We start from the raw sequence: 23,067 nt of genomic DNA on the forward strand, positions 1-23,067 counted from the left end.
CACACAGAGAAAAGCAGGACAAAAAAGCGCGGCCCCGATAATCCGGAGGCCGCGCCAGGAGAGAGAGTGTGCCGTGGAAGGGACGGGGGGATCAGAACACGAAGCTGACGCCTGCCACCGGGCCCTTGAATTCCTGCTTCAGGCCGACGGTACCGTCGCTGCCCTTCTTGTCCACGTCCAGCTTGAACCAGTCGTAGCCGGCGAACACGCCGAAGTTCTTGGTGAAGCGATAATCGACGATGGCATTGGCGCGGCTCAGGTCGCCCTTGTAGTCATCGAAGCTGCCCCAGCGCGTGTTCAGGTACTGGCCCTGCAGCGTGATCATCCAGCGCTCGGACGGGGTGAAGGTCATGCGCGCACCCACCACCGGCGCGATGCCGTCGGCCTTCTCGTCGAGGAACTGGCCTTCGTAGACGGTGCCCAGGTCGGCATAACCCTTGGTGCTGACCTTGGCGTACTCGCCACCGATCTGCAGGCCGAGGTCGAAGGTGTCGGTATCGACGACCGAGTAGTCATAGACCAGGCTGGCCACCTGGTACTTCAGTTCACCCTTCACGAAGCTGCCGGCCGGCACGTTCTCGCCGCCGAAGGAAATGCCCTGGTCCAGCGTCTCGCGGCGATCCTTGTCGTACTTGAAGTAGTTGAACAGCAGGCGCTGGCGGTTGCTGATGCGGAACATGCCGTCGATGCGCGGCTCCCATTCCTTGCCACCCAGCTTGAAGTCCTGGTTCAGGGCGATGTCCTGGCCAGCCACGTTGGTCCTGCCGCGGAGCGTGTTGTCCGAATCGATGTTCATCGCACCCAGGCGGATGGCGAAACGGTCGTCGCCTTCCGCGGCGTGGGCGGCATTGGCGAACGAAGCGCCTGCGGCGAGCAGGGAGAGGGCGAGCAGGGTGGGAACGGAGCGCATCGAAGAGTCCTTGCAGTGGTTCATCAGAATGAAGACCACTGTGCCGGACGGCGGCGTCCACCATCCGTGAACGTATGGTCCACGCGATGTGCACGGTTCAGCGCTGTCGCGACAATGCAAAAAGATGGCCCCGGAGCCGGGCTTCGGGGCCATCGTGGGACCTGCGGGGCGAAGCGTCGACGAGGTTGCTGCAGGCAGGTCGAATGATCGGACCTGTGCCCGACGCAAAAGTTCCGCGCCTGCGACCAAAGTTCAATATTGCAGCGCAACATGACACGGACGTCATTGTCCCCCGGGTGGTACGCAAAAATGTAACCGTTACCGCAACTTGCGGCTTGCCGGGATGAACAGGCAGCGGTTGTCTCGCAAATTGTCCCATTGCTATAATTTGGCGGCTCGATGAGGCCCCCTCTGCTGTAGCCGCCTCAGCCCTCCACTTGCAACCACGCGGGACGTCCTGTGCTGAACTCCGTTGATGCGGGTCGGCGACTGATGCTGCGCGCCGCGGTCTACCCGCTGGCCGCGGTCGCTGTCCTGGCCCTGGCCTTCCTGCTGGTGGGTCCGAAGTATGCCCTCGGCGCGCTGGCGTCCGGTGTGGCCATTTCGGCCGGTGGCTGGGTGGCAGCGCGGATGGCACTGAGCGGGGGAGCGGTGGCCGCAGGTTCGGCGATGGCTCGCCTGATCATTGCGATCGTGGCCAAGTGGGTGGTGGTTTTCGGCGTCCTGCTGGTGGGGTTCCTGGTCTTCAAGCTGCCTGCATTGGCGCTGTTGGCCGGTATCGCCGTCGGCTTGATGTTCCAGGTCCTGGCCATGGCCAGGCGTTGACAGAATTCAATTAACTGAAGGTTCCGGACACATGGCGGGCGAGGCTCTAACCCCTACCAGCTACATCCAGCATCACCTGCACAACCTGACCGCGCCGGTCGGCAAGGGTGAGGGTATGTTCTGGCATATCCACGTCGATACCTTCCTCACCGCGGTCCTGATGGGCCTGGTGATCGTCGTCGCGTTCTGGCTGGGCACCCGCAAGGCCACCGCCGGCGTGCCGGGCAAGTGGCAGGCCTTCGTCGAGATCTGCCTGGAGTTCGTCGACCGCCAGGCCAAGGACACCTACCACGGCAAGAGCAAGCTGGTCACGCCGATCGCCATCACGATCTTCTTCTGGATCCTGATGATGAACCTGATCAAGATGATCCCGGCCGACTTCATCGCCAAGCCGCTGGAATGGGCGGGCATCCACTACTGGAAGCCGGTGCCGACCGCCGACGTCAATGCCACCCTGGGCATGGCCATCAGCGTGTTCTTCCTGATGCTGTTCTTCGCACTGAAGTCGAAGGGCCTGCTGGGCTTCATCAAGGAATTCCTGACGGCGCCGTTCGGCAAGTGGATGATGCCGTTCAACCTGATCCTCAACATCGTCGAGTGGCTGAGCAAGCCGATCTCGCTGGCGATGCGACTGTTCGGCAACATGTTCGGCGGCGAAATCGTGTTCCTGCTGATCTGGGTGCTGGGTGGTGCCGGTTTCTTCGGTGCCATTGCCGGTGGTGCGTTCGGCCTCGGCTGGATGCTGTTCCACCTGCTGGTGATCCCGCTGCAGGCCTTCATCTTCATGATGCTGTCGATCGTGTACCTGAGCCTGTCGGAAGACGCTCACTGAGTTTCAAGCTTCAACGCGTTTCAACCTTCATCCGTTTCATCACCCTTAGCAACTTAAGTTCCTGGAGATAACCATGTACTTCGCCGTCCTGACCAACTTCGCGCAGATTCAGAGCTCCACCGCCCTTGCCGTCGGCATCATGATCGGCCTGGCCGCGCTGGGCGCCGGTCTGGGTCTGGCCATCATGGCTGGTAAGTTCCTGGAGTCGGCCGCCCGCCAGCCGGAACTGATCCCGGTCCTGCAGGTCCGCATGTTCATCACCGCCGGCCTGATCGACGCCGCGTTCATCATCTCGGTCGCCGTCGGCCTGCTGCTGGCCTTCGCCAACCCGCTGTCGGCTGCCTTCGCTGGCGCCGTCACCAAGGCTCTGGCCGGCTGATACAGCGGTTTGAGACGACCGGGTGCTGATGCACCCGGTTTCGGATGAAGGCCGGATGCGCCGCTACGGCGGCGCGTCCACCCCGAAACCAGCGATCGAGCTAACCATGAATATCAATTTCACCCTTCTTGCGCAGGCGCTCGCCTTCGCTGGTCTGATCTGGATCATCGCGACCAAGATCTGGCCGCCGCTGATGAACGCGATCGAAGAGCGCCAGCAGAAGATTGCTGAAGGCCTCGCTGCTGCCGACCGCAGCCAGAAAGATCTGGCCCAGGCGCAGGAGAAGGTCAACGAAGCGCTGAAAGAAGCACGCACCAAGGCCAACGAGATCATCGACCAGGCCCACGCGCGCGCCAACCAGATCGTTGATGCTGCCCGTAACGAAGCGATCACCGAAGCCACCCGTCAGAAGGAACTGGCCCAGGCTGAAATCGACGCCGCCGCCAACCGTGCCCGTGAAGATCTGCGCAAGCAGGTGTCCGCGCTGGCCGTGACCGGTGCCGAAAAGCTGCTCAAGCGCGAAATCGACGCCAACGCCCACAAGGCGCTGCTCGACGAGCTGGCCTCGGAGATCTAAGGATGAGCCAGGCCCTCACGCTTGCCCGCCCGTACGCCCGCGCCGCGTTCGCGACCGCGCGCGACGAAGGCGCGTTCGCGCCGTGGTCGGACGCCCTGGCGTTCTCCGCCCACGTCGCCGCCGACCCGCGCGTGGCGGCCCTGCTCGCCAACCCGGAGCTGGGCCGTGACGACGCCGTCGCCCTGCTGGCGCCGGTGACCCACGGCGAGACCTACTCGCGCTTCCTGGCCATCCTGGCCGACTCGCATCGTCTGCCGCTGCTGCCGGAAATCTCCGGCATGTTCGATGCCCTGCGCGCCGAAGCCGAGCACGTGGTCAAGGCCACCGTGACCTCGGCGGCCGAGCTGTCGGCCGGTGAGCTGGATGCGATCAAGGTCGCGCTGCGCAAGCGCTTCAACCGCGAGGTCGACGTGACCACCGCGGTCGATGCCTCGCTGATCGGCGGCGCCGTGATCGACGCCGGCGACGTGGTCATCGATGGTTCGCTGAAGGGCAAGCTGGCCCGTCTGCAGACCGCGCTCGCTAACTGAATTCATTTAACGTCCGGCCCCGCTGCCGGCACTAGGACTTGACGATGGCAACCACGCTCAACCCCTCCGAAATCAGCGAACTGATCAAGAACCGCATCGAGAAGGTCAAGCTGGCCGCGGAATCGCGCAACGAAGGCACCGTGACCAGCGTGTCCGACGGCATCGTGCGCATCTTCGGTCTGGCCGACGTGATGCAGGGCGAAATGATCGAACTGCCGAACAACACCTTCGCCCTGGCCCTGAACCTGGAGCGCGACTCGGTCGGCGCCGTGGTCCTGGGTGACTACGAGCACCTGCGCGAAGGCGACGTCGCCAAGACCACCGGCCGCATCCTGGAAGTGCCGGTCGGTCCGGAACTGCTGGGCCGCGTCGTGAACGCGCTGGGCGAGCCGATCGACGGCAAGGGCCCGCTGGGCACCGACCTGACCGCTCCGGTGGAGCGCGTTGCTCCGGGCGTGATCTGGCGCAAGTCGGTCGACCAGCCGGTGCAGACCGGTTACAAGTCGGTCGACGCGATGATCCCGATCGGCCGTGGCCAGCGCGAGCTGATCATCGGTGACCGCCAGACCGGCAAGACCGCCATGGCGATCGATGCGGTGATCAACCAGAAGGGCACCGGCATCAAGTGCGTGTACGTTGCGATCGGCCAGAAGGCTTCGACCATCGCCAACATCGTGCGCAAGCTGGAAGAGAACGGCGCGCTGGCCCACACCATCGTGGTGGCCGCGACCGCTTCCGAATCGGCTGCCATGCAGTACATCAGCGCCTACTCGGGCTGCACCATGGGTGAGTACTTCATGGACCGCGGCGAAGACGCGCTGATCGTGTACGACGATCTGTCCAAGCAGGCCGTGGCCTACCGCCAGATCTCGCTGCTGCTGAAGCGCCCGCCGGGCCGTGAAGCCTACCCGGGTGACGTGTTCTACCTGCACTCCCGTCTGCTCGAGCGCGCTGCCCGCGTGTCCGAGGAATACGTCGAGAAGTTCACCGAAGGCAAGGTCACCGGCAAGACCGGTTCGCTGACCGCGCTGCCGATCATCGAAACCCAGGCCGGCGACGTGTCCGCCTTCGTTCCGACCAACGTGATCTCGATCACCGACGGCCAGATCTTCCTGGAAACCGACCTGTTCAACGCCGGCATCCGCCCGGCCGTGAACGCCGGTATCTCGGTGTCGCGCGTCGGTGGCTCGGCCCAGACCAAGATCATCAAGAAGCTGTCGGGCGGCATCCGTATCTCGCTGGCCCAGTACCGTGAGCTGGCTGCGTTCGCGCAGTTCGCTTCGGACCTGGACGAAGCGACCCGCAAGCAGCTGGAGCGTGGCCAGCGCGTCACCGAGCTGATGAAGCAGAAGCAGTACGCGCCGATGTCGATCGCCAACCAGGCGCTGTCGATCTACGCCGTCAACGAGGGTTACCTCGACGACGTGCCGGTCAACAAGCTGCTGGCGTTCGAAGAAGGCCTGCACGCCCACTTCGCCAACACCCAGGGCGAGCTGGTCAGCAAGGTCAACGCCACCGGCGGTTGGGACAACGACATCGAAGGTGCCTTCAAGAAGGGCATCGCCGAGTTCAAGACCACCGGCAGCTGGTAATCGCGGTCCTGTAGAGCGGAGCCACCGGCTCCGCTGGACCAGATGACAAACGGTTGAACAACGCGGGGCAGCAGCCCCGCGCCACGGGAAACAAGAGATGGCAAGCGGACGCGAAATCAAAACCAAGATCAAGAGCGTGCAGAACACCCGCAAGGTGACGCGCGCCCTGGAAATGGTCTCGGCCTCCAAGATCCGCAAGGCGCAGGATCGGATGAAGACCTCGCGTCCGTACGCGCAGGCGATGAAGCAGGTGATCGGCCACCTGGCCCAGGCCAGCACCGACTACCAGCATCCGTTCCTGGTCGAGCGCGAGCAGGTCAAGCGGGTCGGGTTCATCGTGATCTCCTCCGATCGCGGCCTGGCCGGCGGCCTGAACAACAACCTGTTCCGCAAGATGCTGGGCGAAGCCAAGGCATGGCAGGACAAGGGTGCCGAAGTGGACCTGGTGACCATCGGCCAGAAGGCATCGACCTTCTTCCGCCGGGTGAAGGTCAACATGGTCGGCAGCGTGACCCACATCGGCGACGTGCCGAAGCTGGAATCGCTGATCGGTGTGATCAAGGTCATGCTCGACGCCTTCACCGAAGGCAAGGTCGACCGCGTGTACCTGGTCTACAACCGCTTCGTGAACACCATGACGCAGAAGGCCAGCTTCGATCAGCTGCTGCCGCTGCCGCCGGCTGAGAAGCAGGTCGCTCACCACGACTGGGATTACCTGTACGAACCCGATGCCGCGACCGTGCTGGAGCACGTGATGACGCGCTACATCGAGTCGCTGGTGTACCAGGCACTGCTGGAAAACGTCGCCTCCGAGCATGCCGCACGCATGGTTGCGATGAAGGCGGCGAGCGACAACGCCAACAAGCTGATCGGCACCCTGCAGCTCGTCTACAACAAGGCGCGCCAGGCAGCGATCACCCAGGAAATCTCCGAAATCGTCGGCGGCGCGGCAGCAGTCTGACCGCGTTCGTTCAAAGCACACATTAGAGGATGCAGCAATGAGTCAGGGCAAGATCGTTCAGATCATCGGCGCGGTCGTCGACGTCGAATTCCCGCGTGAGTCGGTGCCGAAGGTGTACGACGCACTGAAGGTCGACAACACCGAAATCACCCTTGAAGTCCAGCAGCAGCTGGGCGACGGCGTGGTGCGCACCATCGCCCTCGGTTCCACCGACGGCCTGAAGCGCAACCTGATCGCCACCAACACCAACCGCGGCATCTCCGTGCCGGTCGGTGCTGGCACCCTGGGCCGCATCATGGACGTGCTCGGCCGTCCGATCGACGAAGCCGGCCCGGTGGCCGCCAGCGACAGCTGGGAAATCCACCGTGCGGCCCCGTCGTACGAAGACCAGTCCCCGGCCACCGAACTGCTGGAAACCGGCATCAAGGTCATCGACCTGATGTGCCCGTTTGCCAAGGGCGGCAAGGTCGGCCTGTTCGGCGGCGCCGGCGTCGGCAAGACCGTCAACATGATGGAACTGATCAACAACATCGCCAAGGCGCACAGCGGTCTGTCCGTGTTCGCCGGCGTGGGTGAGCGTACCCGTGAGGGCAACGACTTCTACCACGAAATGAAGGACTCCAACGTCCTCGACAAGGTGGCGATGGTGTACGGCCAGATGAACGAGCCGCCGGGCAACCGTCTGCGCGTCGCCCTGACCGGCCTGACCATGGCCGAGTACTTCCGCGACGAGAAGGACGAAAACGGCAAGGGCAAGGACGTCCTGCTGTTCGTCGACAACATCTACCGCTACACCCTCGCCGGTACCGAAGTGTCGGCACTGCTGGGCCGCATGCCGTCGGCCGTGGGTTACCAGCCGACTCTGGCCGAGGAAATGGGCGTCCTGCAGGAACGCATCACCTCGACCAAGAACGGTTCGATCACCTCGATCCAGGCCGTCTACGTTCCCGCGGACGACCTGACCGACCCGTCGCCGGCAACCACCTTCGCCCACCTGGACTCGACCGTGACCCTGTCGCGTTCGATCGCCTCGCTGGGTATCTACCCGGCCGTCGATCCGCTGGACTCCACCAGCCGCCAGATGGACCCGCTGGTCATCGGCCACGAGCACTACGACACCGCCCAGCGCGTCCAGCAGACCCTGCAGAAGTACAAGGAACTGAAGGACATCATCGCCATCCTGGGCATGGACGAACTGTCCGAAGAGGACAAGCAGGCCGTGTCGCGCGCCCGTAAGATCGAGCGCTTCTTCAGCCAGCCGTTCCACGTGGCCGAAGTGTTCACCGGTTCGCCGGGCAAGTACGTGCCGCTGAAGGACACCATCCGTGGCTTCAAGGCCATCGTCGATGGCGAGTACGACCACCTGCCGGAGCAGGCGTTCTACATGGTCGGCGGCATCGAAGAAGCGGTCGAGAAGGCCAAGAAGATGGCCGAGAAGGCCTGATCCGGGACCGGCGGGAGCGATCCTGCCCGACCTGACGCCGGTGCCGGGCAACCGCCCGCACCGGTGGACTCCCACGGTGGCATTGCGCCGCCGCGAACAGCGAAGAGATTTGCATGAGCACGATCCGTTGCGACATCGTCAGCGCCGAGCAGGAAATCTTCCGTGGCGAAGCGACCCTGGTCGTGGCCACCGGTGAGCTGGGCGAACTGGGCATCGCGCCCAAGCACGCGCCGCTGATCACCCGCCTGAAGCCGGGCAAGGTGGTGGTGACCACGCCGAACGGCGAGCAGCTGGATTTCGCCATTTCCGGCGGCATCCTGGAAGTGCAGCCGCAGGTGGTGACCGTGCTGGCCGACACCGCGATCCGCGCGCAGGACATCGACGAAGCCTCGGTCCGCAAGGCCAAGGAAGAAGCCGAGCGCATCCTGGCCAACCGTGGTGAAGCCATGGAAATTGCCGAAGCCCAGCAGAAGCTGGCCGAGGCAGTGGTGCAGCTGCAGGCGCTGGAACGCCTGCGCAAGACCCTCAAGCACTGAGGTTCGCGCTGCACCCACGAGAACGCCGGCCCTGCGCCGGCGTTTTTGTTGATGCCAACCGCACTGGGTAGAGTCGACCGTTGGTCGACTATCGCGAGCAGCGCGGGTTTTTCGCGGCCTGATGGAAAAGCAGTCGACTGACAGTCGACTCTACAGATCCCGATCCCCACCTCGTATCAGCGATACACGACCTGTCGCAGCAACAGGAACGAGATCACGGCCAGGCCGCCTTCCACCAGCGGCTTGGCCAGCCAGGCGTACTGCAGGCCAAGCGCATGATCCGCGGCAGATACCAGCAGCGTGCTGGCCGTGGTGAGCAGCAGCCACAGGGGCAGGAAGCGCGCGAAGCGGCGCCAGCCCAGCCGTTGCTGGCCATCGGCCGTGGCGAAGGTGATCCGCCCGTTCAACCAGAAACCCAGCAGCATGCCGGCCAGGCGCCCGGCCAGGTTGCCCGGTACCACGGGCAGGCCTGCCGCCGTGGCCAACACGAACACCGCCCAGTCGAGCAGCAGCTGCAGTGCGCCGATGATGAGGTAGGCGCTTCCCTGGCGGAGCAGGTTCATGGCTGGGATGAAGACGGGCAGGCCCCCATGTTAGCGGCCCACGCACTAGAATCATCGGCAACGAACCATAGATTGCCGTTGCCATGACCCAACCCCTGCACGTCATCATCCTCGCCGCCGGCGCAGGCAAGCGCATGAAATCGGTGCTGCCGAAAGTACTGCAGCCGATCGCCGGCGAGCCGATGCTGGCACATGTGATCGCCGCGGCACGCGAACTGCAGCCTGCCGCCATCCACGTGGTCTACGGCCATGGCGGTGAAGCGGTGCGGCAGCATTTTGCGGGCCACCCTGACCTGCAGTGGGCCGAGCAGGCCCAGCAGCTGGGCACGGGTCACGCGGTGGCGCAGGCAATGCCGCAGGTGCCCGATGCCGCACAGGTGCTGGTGCTGTACGGCGACGTGCCGCTGATCCGCGCGCAGACCCTGCGTGACCTGCTGGCGCAGCCGGGCCGCCTGGCGGTGCTGGTCGCCGAGGTGGACGACCCGACCGGCTATGGCCGCGTGCTGCGCGATGCCGAGGGCAAGGTCGGCTCGATCGTCGAGCAGAAGGATGCCACTGACGATCAACTGCGCGTGCGCACGATCAATACCGGCATCATCGCGGCCGAGTCGACCGCACTGCGCCGCTGGCTGTCGCAGCTTTCCAACAGTAACGCACAGGGCGAGTACTACCTGACGGATGTCTTCGCCTTTGCTGCACACGAGTACACCCCGGCCGAAATGGCGCTGGTCGCCGACGCGCAGGAAGCCGAGGGCGCGAACGATCCCTGGCAGCTGTCACAGCTGGAGCGCGCCTGGCAGCGGCGCGCGGTACGTGCCCTGTGCGCGCAGGGGGCGCGCGTGCGTGATCCGGCGCGTCTGGACATCCGCGGCACGGTCAGCGTGGGCAGTGACGTGCTGATCGATGTCGATGTGGTCCTGGAGGGCACCGTCGTGCTCGGCGACGGCGTCACCGTCGGTCCGTTCAACCGCCTGAAGGACGTCAACCTCGGGCCGGGCACGGAAGTGCGCGCGCACTGCGATCTGGAAGGCGTGGTCACCGAGGGTGCTGCGCTGGTCGGCCCGTTCGCGCGCCTGCGCCCGGGTACCGTGCTGGCCGATGGCGTGCACGTCGGCAACTTCGTCGAAACCAAGAAGGTTACCCTCGGCGTCGGCAGCAAGGCCAACCATTTGACCTACCTGGGCGACGCGGTGATCGGCAGCAGGGTGAACATCGGTGCCGGCACCATCACCTGCAACTACGACGGCGTGAACAAGTCGACCACCACCATTGGCGACAGCGCGTTCATCGGTTCCAACAGTTCGCTGGTGGCGCCGGTGACCATCGGCGAAGGCGCGACCATCGCCGCCGGTTCGGTCATCACCCGCAACGCGCCGGACGGCAAGCTGACCCTGGCACGCGCACGGCAGGAAACCATCGATGGCTGGAAGCGCCCGCTCAAGAAGTCCTGAGCCCCGCATTCCGCGCGCCGATGAACTCGGCGTGCTGCCGGGCATCGAGCAGCGCGCTGGCGAACGGCTGAAGGGTCACGAAGCCTATCCGGTATTTGCCGCTCACGGCCTGGATCTGCCGACACTGCAGGACGGCCTTGAGCGCCGGCAGCTATGGGTCGTGGATGCGGCTGACGGTGGCATCGCCGGCTATCTGCTGGGCGGCGCGCTGTGTGGCGAGTTCCATGTCCTGCAGATGGATGTGGACCCCGCGCATGCGCGTCGAGGCCATGGCCGTGCATTGCTGCGGCATGCCTTGGCGCAGGCCAGGGCCGCCGGCTTTGCTGCAGCGGTGCTGACCACCTTGTCCGACGTGCCGTGGAATGCGGCCTTCTATGCCAGCGAAGGCTTCGACATAGTGCCTGAGGCGGAGTGGAGCGACGGCCTGCGCGCCGTCATGGCCGAAGAGGCTGCGCTCGGGTTTCCGATGCACGTGCGGGTGGCGATGCGACGGGTTGGGTAGGTGCCGAGCTTGGTCGGCACATCCACGCATGGCGTGGATCTACCCCATCGGCCGGCTCAACCCGCCGGCAGCAGGATCGACACGCACAACCCGCCATCGCCGCGATTCTGCAGCGACACCCGCCCACCGTGCGCCTCCACGATCTCGCGGGTCAGCGCCAACCCCAATCCGGTGCCATTGCGCTTGGTCGAATAGAACGGCATCAGTGCGTTCTGCAGTACCTGCTCGTTCATGCCCTTGCCGCGGTCCAGCACGTCCAGGCGCAGCCATTGCGGCAGCCGTGTCAGCTGCACCTGCACGTCATCATTGGGCGGATCGGCTTCCGCGCAGGCTTCGTGCGCGTTCTTCAGCAGGTTCAACAGCGCCTGCCCGAACTGCGCGATGTCGATGCGGCTGCTCAGCGCTTCGTCCGGCTCGTGCTCCATGGTGAACGGAATCTGCTGGCGCAGGCTGGACAGGAACGGCGCCCAGTGCACGGTCTGCAGCTGAGGCTGCGGCAGCTTGGCAAAGCGCGCATAGCCACGGATGAAGCCCTCCAGGTGGCGTGCACGGTCTTCGATGGTGGTGAAGATTTCCGGCAGCCGGTCGAAGCGTTCGCGCTGCACCAGCACGCCGCCGGAATGGGCCAGCGAAGCGATCGGCGCCAGCGAGTTGTTGAGTTCGTGGCTGATCACCCGGATCACCTTCTTCCAGGTCTGCACTTCCTGGCGCCGCAGTTCGGCGGTCAGCAGGCGTACCAGCAGCAGGTCGTGCGGGCGGCCGTTGAGCTGGAACGCGCGGCGTGAGAGGTGGTAGACCTGCTCGTCGTCCTCGTCGCCGTCCTCGCCTTCGGCATGCACCGCGAACAGGCTGTCGCCGCCACGGGCGATCGCGTCGCGCAGCTCCACCGGCACCTGTTCCAGCACATCTTCCAGGCGCTGGCCTTCCAGCTTCCAGCCGCCGTGCAGCAGCTTGCGCGCGGCCAGGTTGGAGAACACCACGCGGGCGATGCCATCGCCGCCGGACGCGATCAGCAGCATCGCCACCGGCGTGTTCTGCACCATGGTGTCGAGCAGCAGTTCGCGCTGCACCAGCCCTTGCCGCTGCGCACGCAGCACATCGCCCAGCTCGCGGTGTGCCTGCACCAGGTCGCCCAGCTCGTCATTGCCCGGCCAGTGCACGCCGAAGTTGTACTCGCCATCGCGGTAGCTGCTGGTGGTGCCGGAGAGGGCGCGCATCAGCGAGCGCACCGGTGCGGTCGCGCGGCGCAGGGTCCACCACATCAGCGACAGCAGGACCAGCGTCGATACCGTGGTGATCACCCAGCCGTGATCCATCCAGTACGCCAGCAGCCACGGCAACGCGGCGGCCAGCGCCAGCACCGGCAGCAGGCGCAGGAACAGGCGGAAGGTGAACGAGCGCCGCTTCATTCGCGCGGAATGCCGTGGCGGTCCATGCGCCGGTACAGCGCCTGGCGGCTGAGCCCGAGCTCGGCCGCGGCCTGCGCGATCACGCCATGGTTGCGTGCCAGCACATCTTCGATGCGCGCGCGATCAGGATCATTGCCGGCACCCGGTGCCGGGCGCGGTGCCGCCGCGGTGCGCGGCAGGTTGAGGTCAGCCACTTCGATGCGGCTGCCGGTGGCCAGCAGCTGGGCGCGCTGGATCACATTGCGCAGTTCACGCACATTGCCGGGCCACGGATGCCGCTGCAGCGCAGTGGCCGCGGCACTGGACAGTGGCTTGTCGGTGGCCAGGAAACGCTCGGCCAGGGGCACGATGTCGCCCGGGCGTTCGGCCAGTGGCGGCAGCACCAGTTCCACCGTGTTGAGGCGGTAATAGAGATCTTCGCGGAAGGTGCCGTCGCGGATCATGGCCGGAAGGTCGGCATTGGTCGCACTGACCACGCGCACCTTGACCTGGCGCTCGCGGTTGGAGCCCAGGCGCTCGAAGCGGCCGGTTTCCAGCACGCGCAGCAGCTTCATCTGCCCGCCCAGCGACAGGTTGCCGATCTCGTCGAGGAACAGGGTGCCGCCGTCGGCCGCTTCGAACTTGCCCTCGCGTGCCTTGTTGGCGCCGGTGTAGGCACCGGCCTCGGCGCCGAAAAGTTCGGCTTCGATCAGTTCCGATGGCAACGCACCGCAGTTGACGGTGATGAACGGGCCCTTGGCCACCAGCGAATTGGCCTGGATGATCTGCGCGATTTTCTCCTTGCCGGCGCCGTTGGGACCGGTGATCAGCACCGGTAGCTCCGAGCGCGCGACCTGGCAGGCCAGGGCGATGACACGCTCGCTGGCCGGGTCGGCGAACACGGCGCCGCACAGGTCGTACTTCTCTTCCAGTGCGTTGCGCTGGCGCAGTTCACGGCTGCGACGCCGGTCCAGTTCGCGACGTGCCTCGGACAACTCCAGCAGGTTGTTGACCGTGGTCAGCAGCTTGCGGTCGTCCCACGGCTTGGCCAGGTAGTCGGCGGCACCGGCCTTGACCAGGTCCACCGCGCTGCTCAGATGGGTCCAGGCCGTGAGCAGGATCACCGGCAGGTCCGGGTGGCGTTCGCGGATCTGCGCGAACAGAGCCTCGCCTTCCTCTCCGGACGTGGTGTCCTCGCTGAAATTCATGTCCTGGATCACCAGGTCGACCGGCTGCGACTCGAGCAGTGCCAGGCCCTCGGTCGGGCTCTGTGCCTGCAGGGTGTCGATGTCGTGCAGGGAGAACAGCACGTCCAGCGCGGTACCCACGCTGGCGTTGTCGTCGATGATCAGGATCGAAGGCATCAAGCGGTTCTGCAGAAAGGGATGGGCGGCGCCGTTGGAGCCGTTCGTGTCCACACGCCGGGAGAGCCCGGCGCCACCCATCAAGCATAGCCAAACCCGTGGCCGCAGGCGCGGTCCGGGCTTACCGCGGCGGAGGAGGCGGTGGCGGCGGCGGCGGAGCAACCAGTGCCAGGCGCCAGGCAGCCGCATTCACCGGTACGGTCAGTTCGCGCCTGTCGCGGCGCAGCAACAGGTAGGCGGTGGGGGCGGTGGAGTGGCGCAGGGCTTCGGTCAGATGCTCGATCCTGCGCACGGCGGTGTCATCCACGCGCAGGATGCGGTCACCGCTGCGCACGCCGAAGCGGGCTTCGGGGGCAGCGGCTTCCACCCGCACCTGGCCTTCGGTCGAGCGCAGCGCCAGCCGTGCATCCTGCTGGCGCCACTCCAGCGTCTGCGCGCTGCTGCTGCCGGCCAGGGCCGGCAGGGATGGAAGCAGCATCAGCAGCAGCCAGCAGGCGCGCATCTCAGGCGCCCCGCGTGGCAACCGCCGGCGGTACCGCTGCAGCACGCCGCGCCGGCCCGAACACCGCGATCTGGCCCAGCGCCCACAGCAGCAGCGCACCCAGTGGCAGGTAATACAGCGGCATGCGCGGCAGCTCGTACATGTTCATCAGGGCGAGGTTGATGGCGTAGGCCGCCAGCATGCCCAGCACGATGCCCAGTGTGGCCAGCAGGAAGTTCTCGGTCTGGAAGTAGCGCAGGATCTGCCCGCGGGTAGCGCCGAGCGCGCGGCGGATGCCGATCTGCTTGCTGCGCTGCTGCACCCAGAAGCTGGCCAGGCCGATGATGCCCAGCGCGGTGACCACCAGCAGCGACACGCACACGGTGACCAGCAGGCCGACCATTGCGCGGTCGTTCTTGAAGTAGTCCTTGCGCTGGTCCTCGTAGGTCAGCTTGTCGCGCATCAGCCGGTTCGGGTCGATGCGTTCCAGCGCCGCGGCGGCAGCATCGAGTACTTCCTGGCGTCGTGCCGGATCGGTCCGCAGCACGTACGTGCCACCTTCGTCGAAGGACCGCTGCAGCGGCAGCAGCATCGAATTGGTCCAGTTGTCGTTCCAGCCATTGGGCGTGCTGAGCGTGTCGACGATACCGACCACGTTCAAGGGTTGCTTGCCCATGTAGTAGGTCTTGCCCAGCGCGCTGCCGTTGGGCTCCATCTTCGCGGCAGTGCTCTGGGTGAGGATCACGGGAACGGCCTTCTGCTTGGCACCGCCCTTGGAGGCGTCCTTGAACTCGATGTACTCGCCGGGAAGGAAGTCGCGGCCTGCGATGAGGTTGATTCCCATCGTGCCCAGGCCGCCTTCGGACAGGGTGTACATCGACGCATTCGTGGTCGGGCGCTCCTGGTCGACCTCGCGGGAGATGCTGCTGCTGGAGGAGCCGTTGCGGAACGGCACCTGGTTGATGATGGTGGCACTGGTGACGCCGGGAATCGCGCGCAGTGCCGCCAGGTCTTCGCGGGTGCGTGCCATGGCGTTGGTCTGCTCGCCGATGCCGCTGACCCGCAGCATCACCAGTTCGTTCTCGGCGATGCCGCTGGGCATGCTGATCTTGTCGACGCGCTGGCTGACCAGGAACAGCGCGTTGCAGACGATGGCGCAGGTCAGGGCGACTTCCAGCACGATCAGGGCGGCAGCAGTCTTGTGCCGGCGCAGGGTGCTGAGGATGGGGCGGATGTCCATGGGAGTCCTCGTTCCGGTACTTACTGCGACTTGAGCTGGATGGCCGGGGTGACCTGCATCGCACGCCAGGCCGGCAGGAAACCGGCGGCAAGGCTGGCGAACAGGGTCAGGCCCAGTGCGAGCAGCAGCATGCTGCCGTCCAGATGAGCGAGCTGCGCGTAGTCCACCGGTTGCTGGCGCACCGCGTACAGGCCGAGCAGGGCCAGCCCGATGCCGAGCACGCCGCCGACCACGCCGACTGCGCCGGCTTCCACCAGGCACTGCAGGAAGATCTGGCCGCGGCTGGCACCGAGGGCACGGCGCACGCCGATCTCACCGCTGCGGCGCAGGAACTTGGCCAGCAGCAGGCCCACCGTGTTGACCAGGCAGACCCCGAGGAAGCCCAGTGCCAGCCACAGCTGCAGGCGCACGTCGCTGGGTACTGCGCCGTTGAAGTCCAGCCATTCCATCACGGTGCGCAGGCGCACGTTCGGCGGGTGCTTGAAGCGGCCGGCCTCACGCTGCTGGGTCGAGTAGTTTTCCAGGTAGCGGCGGTAGTCGGCGGCCTTGGACGGGTCCAGTTCCACCCAGTACTGCAGCCAGGCGCACGGCGCATTGAGCGAGTAGCTGTTGCCGTCGGGATTTTCGCCGAAGCAGTTCATGTTGCCGTTGTTGCCGAGCTTCAGGTCGAACGAGGTGGAGATCGGCAGCAGCAGGTCTTCGTTCTTGCCGTAGCTGCCGGTGGTCAGGTCATAGAAGTGCGGCTCCGGGCTCCATTCCTTCATTACGCCGACGATGCGGTAGCTCTGGCCCTCCATGCGCAGGTCGCGGCCCACGCTGTTGGCGCCCTGGAACAGCTTGTCGTTGAGCGCCTTGGAGATGACCACCACGCGTGCGCGGCCTTCATCGTCCTCCCGCGTCCACGGCCGGCCGTACTGCATGGGCACCTCGAACATCGGGAAGAAGTCGGCCGAGGTCCAGCGGGTGTCGATGCTGAAGGGCTTGAGCGTGCTGTTGTCCGGCTCGATGGTGCCGCCGCCGCCGCTCATCAGCGCCTGGCGCTCACCCTTGGCTTCGCGCAGCAGCGCTTCACCGTCGAAGCGGGTCAACTGGGTTTCCGGCTCTTCGCCAGCGACGTAGGCGCCGGTCGCGGCATCAAGCTGCACGTAGAACAGCCGATCGCTCTTGCCGGGAATCGGGTCGCCGGACAGCACGTGGAAGACGGTCAGCGTGGTCATCGAGGCGCCGATGCCGAGTGCGATGGCAACCACCATCAGTGCGGTCAGGACCTTGTTGCGGCGGAAGCTGCGCGCCGCCAGTCGGGCGTAGTAGGCGAACATGGTCGTGCCCTCACTCGTTGACGGCGACGATGTGGCGCACGGGCGTGGCCAGCACCGGCTCACGCACCAGGTCGGTCACCTGGCCGTCGACGATGTGCACGTTGCGCTGCGCACGTGCGGCCAGCTCCGGATCGTGGGTGACCATCACGATGGTGGTGCCGGCCGCATTGATCTCTTCCAGCAGCTCCATCACGCCGCGTGCCATTTGCGTATCCAGGTTGCCGGTCGGTTCGTCGGCCAGCAGCAGGCGCGGGCTGCCGGCCAGGGCGCGTGCGATCGCGGCACGCTGCTGCTGGCCGCCTGACAGCTCGTTGGGGTAGTGCTTCATGCGCGAGCCGAGGCCGACCTGGCTCAGTGCCTTCTCGATGCGCTCGCGGCGTTCGTTGGCACTCATCTTCCGGTAGCGCAGCGGTACGTCGACGTTGTCGAACAGATTGAGGTCGGGGATCAGGTTGAAGCCCTGGAAGATGAAGCCGATCTTCTGGTTGCGCAGGCGGCTGCGGGCATCGTCGCCCAGCGTGCTCACGTCCTGCCCGTCCAGCATGTAGGTGCCGCTGGTGAAGGTTTCCAGCAGGCCGGCGATGTTGAGGAAGGTGGTCTTGCCGGAGCCGGACGGACCGGTGACGGCGACGAACTCGCCTTCCTTGACCTGCAGTTCCAGCGAGCGCAGTGCGTGGGTTTCCACCTGTTCGGTGCGGAAGACCTTGGCGACCGAACGCATTTCGAGCATGTACATGGGGTGTCCTCTCTCCAGGATTCAGGGTTCAGGTATCAGTTGACGGAGACGCGTTCGGCGTCCTTGAACAGGTCGCTGCCGGAGACCACGATGCGGTCGCCCGGTTGCACACCCGACTTGATTTCCACTTCGCCCAGGCTGCTGACGCCCAGTTCCACCGGACGGCGCACGGCGGTGCGGCCATCCATCACGTAAGCGATGCCGTTGCCCTGTTCGACGAACGGGCCGCGCTCGACCTTCAGCACGTTCCTGCGGGTATCGAGCAGCACGCGCACCGACATCCGCTGGCTCTGGCGCAGGCCCTCCGGCTGCGCGCTGGCGAAGCGCACGCGGGCGTTGACCTCGCCGTTGACCACCTCCGGCGACACCGCGCTGATCTCGCCCGGGAACGGCTGGCCGTTGCCGCCGGTCAGCTGTGCGGGCATGCCGATCGCCAGGTCACGGGCGAAGCTCTCCGGAACCTTGATCTCGACTTCGAACTTGGACAGGTCGACAACGCCCAGCACCGGTGCGTTGGCGGCCAGGTTGGTGGACTGGATCGCCTGCACCTGGCCGACCTGGCCATCGAACGGCGCGCGCAGGGTCAGTGCATCGACCTGGCGCTGGACTTCGGCCACCACGGCCTTCTGGCGATCAGCCAGCAGCCGCTTGTTGCGTGCGTCCAGGTCGGCGCCCTGGCTCTGCAGGCGTGCATCGGTGGTGGCGTTGGCCAGGGTGATGTCGGCCTTCTTCAGCGAGTCCTTGGCCTTGGCCAGGTCGATCTGCGGCACCGCACCGCCGTCGTAGCCGCGCTGGTAGCGCTGCAGGTCGCGGTCGGCGGCCTGCCGTTCGATGGTGGCCTGGTCGGTTTCCTTGCGCGACTTGGCGCGGGCCAGGGTCGCGTCCAGCGCTGCGCGGCTGGCCTCGGCTTCCAGGCCGGCCAGGGTGGCCTGTTCCTGGGCCAGCTTGCTGCGCAGTTCCGGGCTGTCGATGACCGCCAGTTCCTGGCCCTTCTTGACCACGTCGCCGGCAACCACCTTCAGGTCCACGGTACCGGCCGAGATGGCGTACAGGATCGGGCTGTTGGCGGCGATCACCCGGCCGTCGGCCGCGATGTCACGGACCAGGTCGCCCCGCTTCACTTCGGCGATGCGCACGCGGCTGCTGTCGAAGGAGCGGCTGGCGTTGGACCAGGCGTGCACGGCCCAGCCGATGCCGGCCAGCAGCACGAGGGCGCCCGCCGCCGGCCAACGGTAGCGGTGCCAGTTGGCGCGGGTGGCGCTGGCCGGTGCGGAGGAAACGATCTGGTCCTGGGCGGAAGTGTCGCGGATCATCGGATGCGTGCCTTGCGGTGGTACCCAATACCAAGCACGTAGCGTGCCAACTTTATTCTGTTTCAGATCAATGGCTTGTCGGGTCCGTAGCGATGTCCGGGTGTCCGCGGACACCTTTCCGGACACTTTCATTAAGCGGACAGGAGGGGGAACCCGGACACGCAGGCTAGAATGCGCCGATCGTCTTCAAGGAATTGCGTGACATGTGTGGAATCGTGGGTGCGATCGCCGATCGCGACGTAGTGCCGGTGTTGATCGAGGGCCTCAAGCGCCTTGAGTACCGTGGTTACGATTCCTCGGGCATCGCCGTGATCGATCAGGGCGAACGGCCGGAGGTGCGTCGCGTGCGCCGTACCGGCCGTGTGTCGGAAATGGCCACGGCGGCCGAGGCTGAAGGCTTCAATGCGGTGCTGGGCATCGGCCACACGCGCTGGGCCACCCACGGCGGCGTCACCGAGGCCAATGCGCATCCGCACATCAGCCAGGGCGTGGCGCTGGTGCACAACGGCATCATCGAGAACCACGAAGAGCAGCGCGAAAGGCTGCGCGCGCTGGGTTACACCTTCGAGTCGCAGACCGACACCGAAGTCATCGCGCACCTGATCCATCATCACCTGAAGGATGGCGACGATCTGCTGGTGGCGCTGCAGCACACGGTGAAGGAGCTGACCGGTGCCTACGCACTGGCCGTGGTCAGCCGTGCCGAGCCGGAGCGCTTTGTCTGCGCGCGCATGGGCTGCCCGCTGCTGATCGGCCTGGGTGAAGGCGAGAACTTCGTTGCCTCCGATGTCTCGGCCGTGATCTCGGCCACCCGCAAGGTGATTTTCCTGGAAGAGGGCGACACGGCCGAGATCCGCCGCGACGGTGTGCGCATCTTCGACGAGCACGATCAGCCGATCGAGCGCGACGTGCATCTGTCCGACGTGTCGCTGGCATCGCTGGAGCTGGGCCCGTATCGCCACTTCATGCAGAAGGAAATCCACGAGCAGCCGCGCGCCCTGGGTGACACCATCGAGGCGGCAATCGACGCCGGTGGCTTCCCGGCCGAGCTGTTCGGCAAGAACGCCGAAGCGGTGCTGTCGGGCATCGAAGGCGTGCAGATCATCGCCTGCGGTACCAGCTATTACGCCGGCCTGACCGCGCGCTACTGGATCGAAGCCATCGCCGGCCTGCCGTGCAGCGTGGAGATCGCCAGCGAGTACCGCTACCGCGCGGCCTATGCGAACCCGAAGCACCTGATCGTCACCATCTCCCAGTCCGGCGAAACGCTGGATACGATGGAAGCGCTGAAGTACGCCAAGTCGCTCGGCCACAAGCACACGCTGTCGATCTGCAACGTGCCGGAAAGTGCGATCCCGCGCGCCAGCGAGCTGGTCTGCTACACCCGCGCCGGTGCCGAGATCGGCGTGGCCTCGACCAAGGCCTTCACCACCCAGCTGGCCGCGCTGTTCCAGCTGACCGTGGTGCTGGGCAAGCTGCGTGGCCGCATCGACGCAGCACAGGAAGCGGACTACCTGGAGCAGCTGCGCTTCCTGCCGGGCAGCGTGCAGCATGCACTGAACATGGAGCCGCAGATCGCGGCATGGGCCGAGCGTTTCGCGCGCAAGAGCAGCGCGCTGTTCCTGGGCCGCGGCCTGCACTACCCGATCGCGCTGGAAGGCTCGCTCAAGCTCAAGGAAATCTCCTACATCCATGCCGAAGCCTATCCGGCGGGCGAGCTGAAGCACGGCCCGCTGGCGCTGGTGGACGAGGACATGCCGGTGGTGGTGATCGCCCCCAACGACAGCCTGCTGGAGAAGGTGAAGTCGAACATGCAGGAAGTGCGCGCCCGTGGTGGCGAGCTGTTCGTGTTCGCCGACCAGGACAGCAACTTCAACGAGTCCGAAGGCGTGCACGTGATCCGCACGCCGCGCCACGCCGGCGTGCTCAGCCCGATCGTGCACACCATTCCGGTGCAGCTGCTGGCCTACCACACCGCGCTGGCGCGCGGCACTGACGTGGACAAGCCGCGCAACCTGGCCAAGAGCGTGACGGTGGAGTAACGCCGGCTGCTCGACCTGGATGCGGTACACGAAGGGGACCCATGTGGCCCCCTTTCGTTTGCGCAGGTAACCGCATCAAGTGGGACAGCCACCGGTCGTTCTGTCCGCCTGCGGCAGGGCGCGATCAATCTTTAATGCGCAATGCCGCCTGTATTCAGCGGCGGTTTCAGCCACGGTGCCATTCTCTGGATCGTCGCTTGGTTCCCACGACGAACTGTCCTATCGATGCCGGTAGTGACCGATGGTCGCAGTCGTAGAATCGATTTGACCGAGGCATGGGTTGAGCGGTTGAGCCCACCTCGTTCGCGTTGCAGTACGTCGCCTGCCGATGCATCTCCCAGGGCAGGCACGTGCGCCAGACGTGCGCTGAAAGGTCTGTTCCCGGGGAGGGGGCGTATCGGAAGAGCACACTTTTTTGACTTCAGTGACCTGCACCAGGAAACAAGAATGAACGTCCGCGAACTCCTGCAATCCAAGAAAGAAGCTGTCATCACCATCGACGCCGAAGACACCATCGGTGCCGCTGCCCACAAGATGAGCGCGAACAAGATCGCTGCGCTGGTGGTGATGAAGGACGATGCCCCGGTGGGCATCATTTCCGAAAAGGACATCGTGCGTACCCTGGCCGACGACGGCCCGCAGGCCGGCCGCCGGGTGATTTCCAGCGTGCCGACCACCGGCCTGGAAGGTATCTCGCCCGAGGCTACGCTGAAACAGGCCATGTCATTGATGACGTACTCGCGGCGCCGTCATCTGATGGTCACCGAAGGCACCCGCCTGGTCGGCATCCTCAGCCTGGGCGACATCGTGAAGAACCTGCTGGGCGAGCTGGAGCTGGAAAAGGCCGTGCTTCAGGACATCTACATGGCCGCTCACTGAGGGCTGCAGTGCTGGAAGCAGAGAAGCCGGGCATTGCCCGGCTTCTTCGTTCACGGCATCGGTGAAATCAGAACGTGACCTTTACCGAATCGGCGCTGTAGTTCGCCGGCCCGTGGTAGACCACTTCGATGTTGTTGCCGTCCGGGTCGAGTACGAAGGCGCCGTAGTAGCCCGGATGGTAGGGGCGTTCGCCCGGCGCGCCATTGTCGGTGCCGCCAGCGGCGATCGCGGCGGTGTGGAAGGCATCGACGGTGGCGCTGTCGCGCGCCTGGAAGGCCAGGTGATGGCGGCCGGTCAGCTGGCCAGCGGCGGCCTCGCTGCTGGCGCTGGAAACGAACAGCTCATCGGCCCAGAAGTAGTCATCGCCTTCGCCGGCGATCGGGATGCCGATCGTATCGAACACCGCCTGGTAGAAGCGGCGGCTGGCGGCCAGGTCACGCACCACAAGCTGCAGATGGTCGATCAAACGGCCGCGGTGCAGTTCCATCGTTTCCATACCAACCTCGCAAAAAAGGGGACGGAGGGAATTAAGTCGCTTCCGGCCAATAGTGCCAGAAACGGCTTAATCCCCTCCGTCCCCTTTTCGGGTCAGTTGGCGATGATTTCGACCCAGTAGCCGTCCGGGTCCTTGATGAAGGCCAGGTTCTTCATGCGGCCGTCGGTCAGGCGCTTCTGGAAGGTCACGCCGAGGTCCTCGAAGCGCTGGCAGGCGGCTTCGATGTCCGGCACCGACACGCAGATATGGCCGAAGCCGCGCGGGTCGCTGTTGCCGTCGTGGTAGACCGCGCCGTCCTGGGTCTCGGTGCCATGGTTGTGGGTCAGTTCCAGCACGCCCGGCAGGCCGGCCATCCACAGGCGGCGCTGGGCGTCGTCTTCCGGCACCACCGCGCCGGCCGGCACGTAGGCCAGGAAGTACAGGCTGAACTGGGCCTCCGCGAAGTCGCGCTTGTCGATCAGCTGGTAGCCGAGCACGCGGGTGTAGAAGTCCAGCGAGGCGGTGATGTCCTTCACCCGCAGCATGGTGTGGTTGAACACGAAGCCGCGGGTTTCGGCCGGGGCCTGGGCGGCGACGCCGGGGACATCGCGCAGGGCGGGAATGGTCATGGGGGAGATCCTTCGGACAGGGCCGTTGCCGGCCGGATGTCCCCATTCTAGCGAGCAGCACCTGACCGCACCGCGACGTACAATGGCCGGATCGCACCG

At 65.6% G+C, this 23,067-nt stretch carries 24 protein-coding genes; 13 read left to right on the top strand and 11 right to left on the bottom strand.

From position 1 onward, the window contains the following. Nucleotides 1-91: 91 nt before the first annotated feature. Nucleotides 92-910 carry a hypothetical protein gene (locus AC5P7U_RS05520; RefSeq protein WP_053450863.1) on the bottom strand — a complete coding sequence of 273 codons (819 nt, stop codon included), beginning with the start codon at nucleotides 908-910 and terminating at the stop codon, nucleotides 92-94. Nucleotides 911-1,369: 459 nt separating this feature from the next. On the opposite strand from AC5P7U_RS05520, the gene AC5P7U_RS05525 reads away from it, so the two are divergent. From AC5P7U_RS05525 to AC5P7U_RS05565, 9 genes are all read left to right on the top strand, one after another. Beyond that, a complete protein-coding gene (locus AC5P7U_RS05525) occupies nucleotides 1,370-1,735 on the top strand; it encodes a hypothetical protein (protein ID WP_006471338.1) in 366 nt (121 codons plus the stop codon). A 31-nt stretch (nucleotides 1,736-1,766) separates the two neighbouring features. Beyond that, a complete protein-coding gene (gene atpB / locus AC5P7U_RS05530) occupies nucleotides 1,767-2,567 on the top strand; it encodes a F0F1 ATP synthase subunit A (protein WP_049466592.1) in 801 nt (266 codons plus the stop codon). Nucleotides 2,568-2,640: 73 nt separating this feature from the next. Further along, nucleotides 2,641-2,946 carry a F0F1 ATP synthase subunit C gene (gene atpE, locus AC5P7U_RS05535; RefSeq protein WP_005411133.1) on the top strand — a complete coding sequence of 102 codons (306 nt, stop codon included), beginning with the start codon at nucleotides 2,641-2,643 and terminating at the stop codon, nucleotides 2,944-2,946. A 106-nt stretch (nucleotides 2,947-3,052) separates the two neighbouring features. Further along, nucleotides 3,053-3,523: a F0F1 ATP synthase subunit B gene (locus AC5P7U_RS05540; protein WP_005419512.1), complete on the top strand. Its 471-nt coding sequence runs from the start codon at nucleotides 3,053-3,055 to the stop codon at nucleotides 3,521-3,523. 2 nt (nucleotides 3,524-3,525) lie between these two features. Then, complete coding sequence (locus AC5P7U_RS05545) at nucleotides 3,526-4,053, top strand: F0F1 ATP synthase subunit delta (RefSeq protein ID WP_006471336.1); 528 nt, start codon at nucleotides 3,526-3,528, stop codon at nucleotides 4,051-4,053. Between the two features lie 44 nt (nucleotides 4,054-4,097). Beyond that, nucleotides 4,098-5,645 (top strand): F0F1 ATP synthase subunit alpha, encoded by a 1,548-nt coding sequence (gene atpA / locus AC5P7U_RS05550; protein ID WP_008266965.1) that lies wholly within the window; start codon nucleotides 4,098-4,100, stop codon nucleotides 5,643-5,645. A 97-nt stretch (nucleotides 5,646-5,742) separates the two neighbouring features. Further along, nucleotides 5,743-6,606, top strand: a complete 864-nt coding sequence (gene atpG, locus AC5P7U_RS05555) for a F0F1 ATP synthase subunit gamma (protein WP_006471334.1) — start codon at nucleotides 5,743-5,745, stop codon at nucleotides 6,604-6,606. 37 nt (nucleotides 6,607-6,643) lie between these two features. Next, complete coding sequence (gene atpD, locus AC5P7U_RS05560; RefSeq protein WP_006471333.1) at nucleotides 6,644-8,050, top strand: F0F1 ATP synthase subunit beta; 1,407 nt, start codon at nucleotides 6,644-6,646, stop codon at nucleotides 8,048-8,050. Between the two features lie 113 nt (nucleotides 8,051-8,163). Then, nucleotides 8,164-8,586, top strand: a complete 423-nt coding sequence (locus tag AC5P7U_RS05565) for a F0F1 ATP synthase subunit epsilon (protein ID WP_006471332.1) — start codon at nucleotides 8,164-8,166, stop codon at nucleotides 8,584-8,586. Nucleotides 8,587-8,762: 176 nt separating this feature from the next. Here the strand turns inward: AC5P7U_RS05565 and AC5P7U_RS05570 are convergent, their stop codons facing one another. Then, nucleotides 8,763-9,149, bottom strand: coding sequence for a GtrA family protein (locus AC5P7U_RS05570; protein ID WP_049456536.1), 387 nt, complete (start codon nucleotides 9,147-9,149; stop codon nucleotides 8,763-8,765). Nucleotides 9,150-9,232: 83 nt separating this feature from the next. On the opposite strand from AC5P7U_RS05570, the gene glmU reads away from it, so the two are divergent. After that, entirely contained in the window at nucleotides 9,233-10,600 is a 1,368-nt protein-coding gene (gene glmU, locus AC5P7U_RS05575; protein WP_006471302.1) for a bifunctional UDP-N-acetylglucosamine diphosphorylase/glucosamine-1-phosphate N-acetyltransferase GlmU, read from the top strand. After that, the gene (locus tag AC5P7U_RS05580) at nucleotides 10,569-11,102 is read left to right on the top strand and encodes a GNAT family N-acetyltransferase (protein ID WP_006471300.1); all 534 of its coding nucleotides are present in this window, start codon (nucleotides 10,569-10,571) and stop codon (nucleotides 11,100-11,102) included. The genes glmU and AC5P7U_RS05580 overlap by 32 nt, the downstream gene beginning before the upstream one ends. Nucleotides 11,103-11,158: 56 nt before the next feature. Here AC5P7U_RS05580 and AC5P7U_RS05585 read toward each other — a convergent pair whose 3' ends face one another. The 7 genes from AC5P7U_RS05585 to AC5P7U_RS05615 all read right to left on the bottom strand — a co-directional run bounded on the left by AC5P7U_RS05585 (nucleotide 11,159) and on the right by AC5P7U_RS05615 (nucleotide 18,943). Beyond that, a complete protein-coding gene (locus AC5P7U_RS05585; protein ID WP_006471298.1) occupies nucleotides 11,159-12,511 on the bottom strand; it encodes a sensor histidine kinase in 1,353 nt (450 codons plus the stop codon). Then, on the bottom strand, nucleotides 12,508-13,854 hold the full coding sequence (locus tag AC5P7U_RS05590; RefSeq protein ID WP_006471296.1) for a sigma-54-dependent transcriptional regulator: 1,347 nt from the start codon (nucleotides 13,852-13,854) through the stop codon (nucleotides 12,508-12,510). Before AC5P7U_RS05590 ends, AC5P7U_RS05585 begins: the two co-directional genes overlap by 4 nt. 121 nt (nucleotides 13,855-13,975) lie before the next feature. Further along, nucleotides 13,976-14,356, bottom strand: a complete 381-nt coding sequence (locus tag AC5P7U_RS05595) for a PDZ domain-containing protein (protein ID WP_006471295.1) — start codon at nucleotides 14,354-14,356, stop codon at nucleotides 13,976-13,978. 1 nt (nucleotide 14,357) lies between these two features. After that, entirely contained in the window at nucleotides 14,358-15,575 is a 1,218-nt protein-coding gene (locus AC5P7U_RS05600; RefSeq protein ID WP_006471293.1) for an ABC transporter permease, read from the bottom strand. 20 nt (nucleotides 15,576-15,595) lie between these two features. Further along, complete coding sequence (locus tag AC5P7U_RS05605; RefSeq protein WP_197563972.1) at nucleotides 15,596-16,894, bottom strand: ABC transporter permease; 1,299 nt, start codon at nucleotides 16,892-16,894, stop codon at nucleotides 15,596-15,598. A 10-nt stretch (nucleotides 16,895-16,904) separates the two neighbouring features. Beyond that, nucleotides 16,905-17,630 carry an ABC transporter ATP-binding protein gene (locus AC5P7U_RS05610; protein ID WP_006471290.1) on the bottom strand — a complete coding sequence of 242 codons (726 nt, stop codon included), beginning with the start codon at nucleotides 17,628-17,630 and terminating at the stop codon, nucleotides 16,905-16,907. Between the two features lie 35 nt (nucleotides 17,631-17,665). Beyond that, complete coding sequence (locus tag AC5P7U_RS05615; protein WP_197563971.1) at nucleotides 17,666-18,943, bottom strand: efflux RND transporter periplasmic adaptor subunit; 1,278 nt, start codon at nucleotides 18,941-18,943, stop codon at nucleotides 17,666-17,668. Between the two features lie 203 nt (nucleotides 18,944-19,146). Here AC5P7U_RS05615 and glmS point away from each other — a divergent pair, with 203 nt between their 5' ends. Then, on the top strand, nucleotides 19,147-20,985 hold the full coding sequence (gene glmS, locus AC5P7U_RS05620; RefSeq protein ID WP_049456529.1) for a glutamine--fructose-6-phosphate transaminase (isomerizing): 1,839 nt from the start codon (nucleotides 19,147-19,149) through the stop codon (nucleotides 20,983-20,985). 447 nt (nucleotides 20,986-21,432) lie between these two features. Next, nucleotides 21,433-21,864 carry a CBS domain-containing protein gene (locus AC5P7U_RS05625; RefSeq protein WP_006471195.1) on the top strand — a complete coding sequence of 144 codons (432 nt, stop codon included), beginning with the start codon at nucleotides 21,433-21,435 and terminating at the stop codon, nucleotides 21,862-21,864. Between the two features lie 67 nt (nucleotides 21,865-21,931). On the opposite strand, the gene AC5P7U_RS05630 is transcribed toward AC5P7U_RS05625, so the two are convergent. Then, on the bottom strand, nucleotides 21,932-22,360 hold the full coding sequence (locus AC5P7U_RS05630; RefSeq protein WP_006471193.1) for a VOC family protein: 429 nt from the start codon (nucleotides 22,358-22,360) through the stop codon (nucleotides 21,932-21,934). A gap of 92 nt (nucleotides 22,361-22,452) precedes the next feature. Next, nucleotides 22,453-22,968, bottom strand: coding sequence for a lactoylglutathione lyase (gene gloA, locus AC5P7U_RS05635; protein WP_197563969.1), 516 nt, complete (start codon nucleotides 22,966-22,968; stop codon nucleotides 22,453-22,455). Nucleotides 22,969-23,067 lie beyond the last annotated feature (99 nt).

The organism is Stenotrophomonas sp. YJH_SMC_57, assembly GCF_059369755.1.